Raw genomic sequence first — 5,472 nt, forward strand, 5'->3', positions numbered from 1 at the left:
TTTTCTTTCTGCTACTCTCCAGTATTGGTCTAATTTTTTCAAATTGTTCTTTACTTATATCGCTTGGATAGCTTTTTTGCATAGATATACCTCTTTCTTAACTATGCTTATTTTACCTCATATTTTCGAGATCCTTAACAGGTTCTTATAGTGATGAGGGTGTAGACGAGACGATCAAGGATGAAATCACAACTGAAGATCAGGTGGTAACTGATGATGTTGAAGAGCCTGATGCTGGTAATGATGGTTACAGCGAAGGTATGGCTTTCTCTTACCATGGTTACGGCAACGACTTAATATAAACTCTGATCCAGGAAGATAAAATAGTTAAGATAAACCTTCAACTAGTCCCACTTATTCACTATACTGCTATAGATTTTATAGCAATATAGTGAATGAACATTTTTAAGCAGATTTCCTCTCTAATCTTTAGTAAATTGAATGAGTTGAAACAAAGGGGTGTTATAAGCACAAGTGCAGCAAACTTTATCATAGAGCCTCCAAGCAATAGAGTCCATGGAGACATTTACACAAATGTTGCTATGGTGCTTGCAAAGCATGAAAAGAAGAATCCTATTGAAATTGCAGAGGTTTTAGCCAAAGAATTTGAACTTTTTGATGAAGTTGCAAAAGTGGAAATAGCAGGCTCTGGTTTCATCAACATGCACTTAAAAATAGAAGTGTGGCATGGAATTTTAAAACAAATAAATGAGCTAAAAACAGAGTTTGGCACCCTAGATATAGGGAACAATCAGGCCATCAATGTTGAATTTGTATCTGCAAATCCAACTGGTCCACTGCATATTGGTCATGCAAGAGGGGCAGTATTTGGTGACGTTCTGGCAAATTTATTGAAAAAAGTTGGTTATAAAGTTACTAAGGAATACTATATTAATGATGCTGGAGCACAGATAGATACGCTAATTCGGTCAGTGTATTTGCGATATAAAGAAGCTCTGGGAGAAAAAATTAGTGTTGAAAAAGGTTTATACCCAGGTGAATATTTAAAACCGATAGGGGAGGGGCTGGCCAAAAAATATGGCGCAGAGCTTCTAGAAAAGCAAGATAATCAAGTGATTAGAGACTATACTTTAAGTTCTATCTTAGAAATTATAAAGGAAGACATGAACTTACTTGGAGTAAATCATGATGTTTTTACTTCAGAGTATGAGCTACAAAAAAGTGGCAAAATTGAAGAGAGTATAAAGATATTGTCTGACAAGGGTCTAGTGTATGAAGGGTACCTGGAGAAACCAAAAGGCAAAGAAAGCGAAAATTGGACTTCCAGAAAAGAGATGCTATTTCGCTCTACAAAATTTGGTGATGACGTTGACCGTGCATTGAAGAAAGAGGACGGCAATTGGACTTATTTTGCCTCGGATATCGCTTACCATTTTGATAAGATATCGCGTGGTTTTAACAATATGATCGTAGAGCTTGGTAGTGACCACGGCGGTTATGTCAAAAGACTCAAAGCAGTCGTCTCTGCGCTCAGTGATGATCAAGCAAAAATAGAGGTAAAACTGCATAATATTGTGAATTTTTTCGAGAACGGCAAACCTGTTAAGATGTCCAAAAGATCAGGAAACTTCCTAACAGCAAGAGATGTAGTGGAAGAAGTTGGTAGGGACGTAACTCGTTTTATAATGCTAACACGCAAGAATGATATGGTCTTGGACTTTGATTTTGCTAAAGTTAAAGAACAGTCAAAAGACAACCCTATTTTTTACGTGCAATATGCGCATGCTCGTGCTCATTCGTTAATGCGTAATGCTCCAAAAGAGCTCCCAACAGCAGATCCTTCACTTTTAAGGACAGGTGGAGAGCTCTTCCTCATAAAAACCTTAGCAAAGTGGCCAGATGTAGTAGAAATTGCAGCAAGGCTTTGTGAGCCACACAGAATTACTTTCTACTTACTTGAAGTTGCAGAAGCGTTTCACGTTTTATGGGGGTATGGCAAGAGTGATTTAAACATGCGTTTCATACTGGAAGACAACTTAAACCTCACCGCTGCAAGAATGTTTCTCGTGCAGGCCTTAGCACACGTCATCGCTTCTGGACTTTCTATCTTCAATATAGAGCCTTTGGAAGAGATGAGTTGATTTTTTTATGCAAGATCGTTTTTTCAACGAATAGAGAAGTTGACAAAATTAAGTAAAAATGTTATAGTTCGTGGTAGTATTTTCTGGTTAATATATGGCTCACAGTCAAAAAAAGCTCAATGTTAATGTAAGTTTTGACAGTAAATTGGCTCAGTATCTTACGGAAATGGCAGAGACTCAAAATAAAACTATTCCTGAGGTTTTAGTAGATTTAGTGGAAGAAGAGTTCGAAGAAGATGTAGAGCTATCCAAAATAGCTGACGATCGCCTCTCTGAAGGTGAAGAAGAAGTAGAGGATGATGAAAACATCTGGAAATAAAACTTACACTATAAAATTCTTAAAAAATGTTATTGAAAAAGAAATTCCAGCTCTTCCGGCAAAGATTAAATTAATGGTTCAGGAGGCCATAAAGAAACGCCTGACAGTTGATCCTTTTAATCTAGGAAAGCCTTTATGTCATAGCTTTAGAGGGCAATATAGGATAAGGGTTAGCAACTACCGTGTAATTTACATCATAAATCATTCAGAACGTAAAGTACTTATTACTGCAGTGGGGTATAGAAAAAACATTTACAAACACAGAAGATTACACAATTAAAAATATAAGAAAGATCTCACCGCTGCAACTTGTCCAAGCCTTAGCACACGTCATTGCTTCTGGACTTTCTATCTTTAATATAGAGCCGTTAGAAGAAATGAGTTGATTTTTTTTTGTTACAATATGTAATGATCAAAATATTATTCAAAGTAGGGTAAAGTTATGACAATCAGTTTTAGGGAGTATTCAACTGTATTCACTGAAGTTGCGGAACAGACAGATTTAAATGGAAATAACATAATTGAAAGAATAAAAGGGCATTAGCATAGATCCCGCTAACAAGCAGCGGGATGACGGTTGTCAGGGTGTCAGGCTAGTACCTTCTCTTGTCATCCCAGTGCCCAGACACTGGGATCCAGAAAAGTTTGCTTGTGAACAAGCAAACTAGCATGGAAAGTGGTTACAACATTTTCGATGAGATTATATGGAAAACTGTATTCCAGTGTCAAGCACTGGAATACATCACAGGGGCACTGGAATGACACCCTTTACGGGCTCTTAAATTGCAACTATAAATGTTTAAGAAATTTACCAAATGAAAAAAAAGGCAAAAGAAGCCCCATGGTGGTTGGCTATTTACTATGTACTAAAATATCGGCGTTTTTTTTATTCTAAAACGCTTGATTAAGAGCGATTTAGCTGCTTTTAACTTGCAACTAACCTACACCGCAAGTGTTTAAGAAATTTACTAAGCAGGAAAAAAGGCAAAGAAACCCCGTAGTAGCTAGCATTGAAATTCTCCCTTGTCAATTTGACGTTTTTTGCTGTCTTAAACGCTTTGTAAGCGCGTTTCGGTTTATATAGGTAAAAACCCAGAAATTTTTAAAGACATGCGATGCACGTAGTGCGAAAAATTAAACATGAGACGCCAAATACCCTAAGTTTTTTGCCATTAACCTGCACAGATTGCGAAGATAAATAAATAGCTTCAGTTTCATGATAAGGGGGTTGGCGAAGGGTGTCAAGTAATTCCGTTCCTTATGGGTAAAAAAAGAGAAACTCTAAGTTGCAGCCGCACAATGTTTCTCTTTTCTGCTGTTGATGATTATTTCGCCTATTGTAACTGCCGCTAGAATAAAGCAATAATATACCTGTGTTAATAAAGAAATAGGTGATACAGAGGCGATGCTACCTGCTAGCAATAGTTGGGAACCATAAGGTAAGATACCTTTTGTAGCACAAGCAAAAACATCTAATAAGTATGCGCTGCGATGTGGCGCAATACTGTGTTTTTGTGCAAGCCTTTTTGCAATGCCACCACTTAGTAAAATAGCAATGGTATTATTGGCAACTAAGGTAGTAAACATAGACGCAATTCCTGCTATCACAAATTCAGCTTTAGTTTTTGTGATATTGCTTTCATCGATGAGTTTATGCAACGCTTTTTGACCTTGCTTGTACATTATATGGCTCAATCCACCGATAAATAGAGCAAATACCACTATTTCGTTTACTTTTTTGAAACCGTCATACACGTCATGAGGAAATTGAATGATAGCATAGTCAAAAAAAGTTATTCCTAGCACACCAGCAATAATTATGTTTATAGTTATTGTTACTAAAGTGGCGACTTCAAACAGCCCCATGATTATTAAAGAAATGTAAGGAATAATTTTTATTATAGAATAATAATCTAAATTTGATATAGAAATAATTTTTGTACTATTTGAGGCAGCTGCTAGGTAGATGAGTGTTATAATGCTGGCAATAAGTGCAACTTTAGAGTTCATTTTAAGTTTATCTTTTGCTGAAGCTTCCTGTGAAGAAACAGATGCAATGGTGGTATCAGATATCATCGAAAGGTTATCGCCAAACACGGCACCACCTACTACAGTTGCAGTTCCTATTTCGAGACCAAAAGCTCCACTTTTTGCCAGATTAACAGCTATAGGTACCATCAGCGCAACAACTCCCATAGATGTGCCAATTGCAGTTGAAATAAAAGCAGAAGCCAAAAATACTCCAGGCAGCAGTAATCTTGCTGGAAGGAAATTAAGAATTAAATTAGCAACAGTGTCTGCGCTACCGATTGATTGAGTCACCGCAGAAAATGCTCCAGAAAATAAAAAAATTAAACACATAGTAAGGGTGTTTTTGTCACCCATGCCCTTGATAACAGTATCGATGTTATGCTGAATTTTATTTGTACCACGTGAGACAGCAAAAAATAGTGCTGGTAATAAGCAGATTACTGGTGAAACCTGATGAAGTGGATTATCAGTTCCGATAAAAGAAAAATAAGCACCACTTCCAAGATACAAGATTAAAAAAATAATCAAGGGGACAAAAGCTGTCATTTTACTGTACCTAAACTTATAACTATAACTAATTAAGTGGTTTTAAGCAAGTTTGGTTTTCACTAGTTCTACAGGAAGTCAATAGCAGAGTTTTAAACTTCATATTTAATCTACTAAATAAATAGCACATGTAGCTTATTGCTTGACAATAGGATCTAATTGTTGTCTAGATTCCAGCATCACGCGCACAACTGTACGAACATTTGTTTGCGAAGAAATGTTATAGCTGGTTTTGCCTCAAACACAAAGATGTCATCCAAGTAGCTGACTACTTGGATCCAGATTGGATACTGAGTTGGTGAGTATAAAAGTATAGCTAACGCGAGCTCTACGTCATACCGCCGCAGAATAATTAACCGTCATACCGCGATTCATTCGCAGTATCCCTTCGCGGTATCCCTTAGCCGCTAACAAGCAGCGGGATGACGAGTTACTATACCGCTGCGAACCGTCATACCGCCGTGGTATCTCTAG

Annotated in this window: 5 protein-coding genes; 4 read left to right on the forward strand and 1 reads right to left on the reverse strand. The window is 37.2% G+C overall.

The window, feature by feature from the left end; translation table 11 throughout:
• The first annotated feature begins 395 nt into the window (after positions 1-395).
• The 4 genes from argS to OZD63_RS04050 all read left to right on the forward strand — a co-directional run bounded on the left by argS (position 396) and on the right by OZD63_RS04050 (position 3,183).
• Positions 396-2,102: an arginine--tRNA ligase gene (argS, locus tag OZD63_RS04035; RefSeq protein ID WP_275008190.1), complete on the forward strand. Its 1,707-nt coding sequence runs from the start codon at positions 396-398 to the stop codon at positions 2,100-2,102.
• Between the two features lie 94 nt (positions 2,103-2,196).
• Positions 2,197-2,421: a hypothetical protein gene (locus OZD63_RS04040; protein ID WP_010962565.1), complete on the forward strand. Its 225-nt coding sequence runs from the start codon at positions 2,197-2,199 to the stop codon at positions 2,419-2,421.
• Positions 2,399-2,701: a type II toxin-antitoxin system RelE family toxin gene (locus OZD63_RS04045; protein ID WP_275008191.1), complete on the forward strand. Its 303-nt coding sequence runs from the start codon at positions 2,399-2,401 to the stop codon at positions 2,699-2,701. Before OZD63_RS04040 ends, OZD63_RS04045 begins: the two co-directional genes overlap by 23 nt.
• A gap of 326 nt (positions 2,702-3,027) precedes the next feature.
• Entirely contained in the window at positions 3,028-3,183 is a 156-nt protein-coding gene (locus OZD63_RS04050) for a hypothetical protein (protein ID WP_167513690.1), read from the forward strand.
• Between the two features lie 519 nt (positions 3,184-3,702).
• Here OZD63_RS04050 and OZD63_RS04055 read toward each other — a convergent pair.
• Positions 3,703-4,998, reverse strand: coding sequence for a Na+/H+ antiporter NhaC family protein (locus OZD63_RS04055; RefSeq protein WP_274979497.1), 1,296 nt, complete (start codon positions 4,996-4,998; stop codon positions 3,703-3,705).
• Positions 4,999-5,472: the final 474 nt, after the last annotated feature.

This window comes from Wolbachia endosymbiont of Drosophila leontia (assembly GCF_028981785.1).
Classification (GTDB): domain Bacteria; phylum Pseudomonadota; class Alphaproteobacteria; order Rickettsiales; family Anaplasmataceae; genus Wolbachia; species Wolbachia pipientis.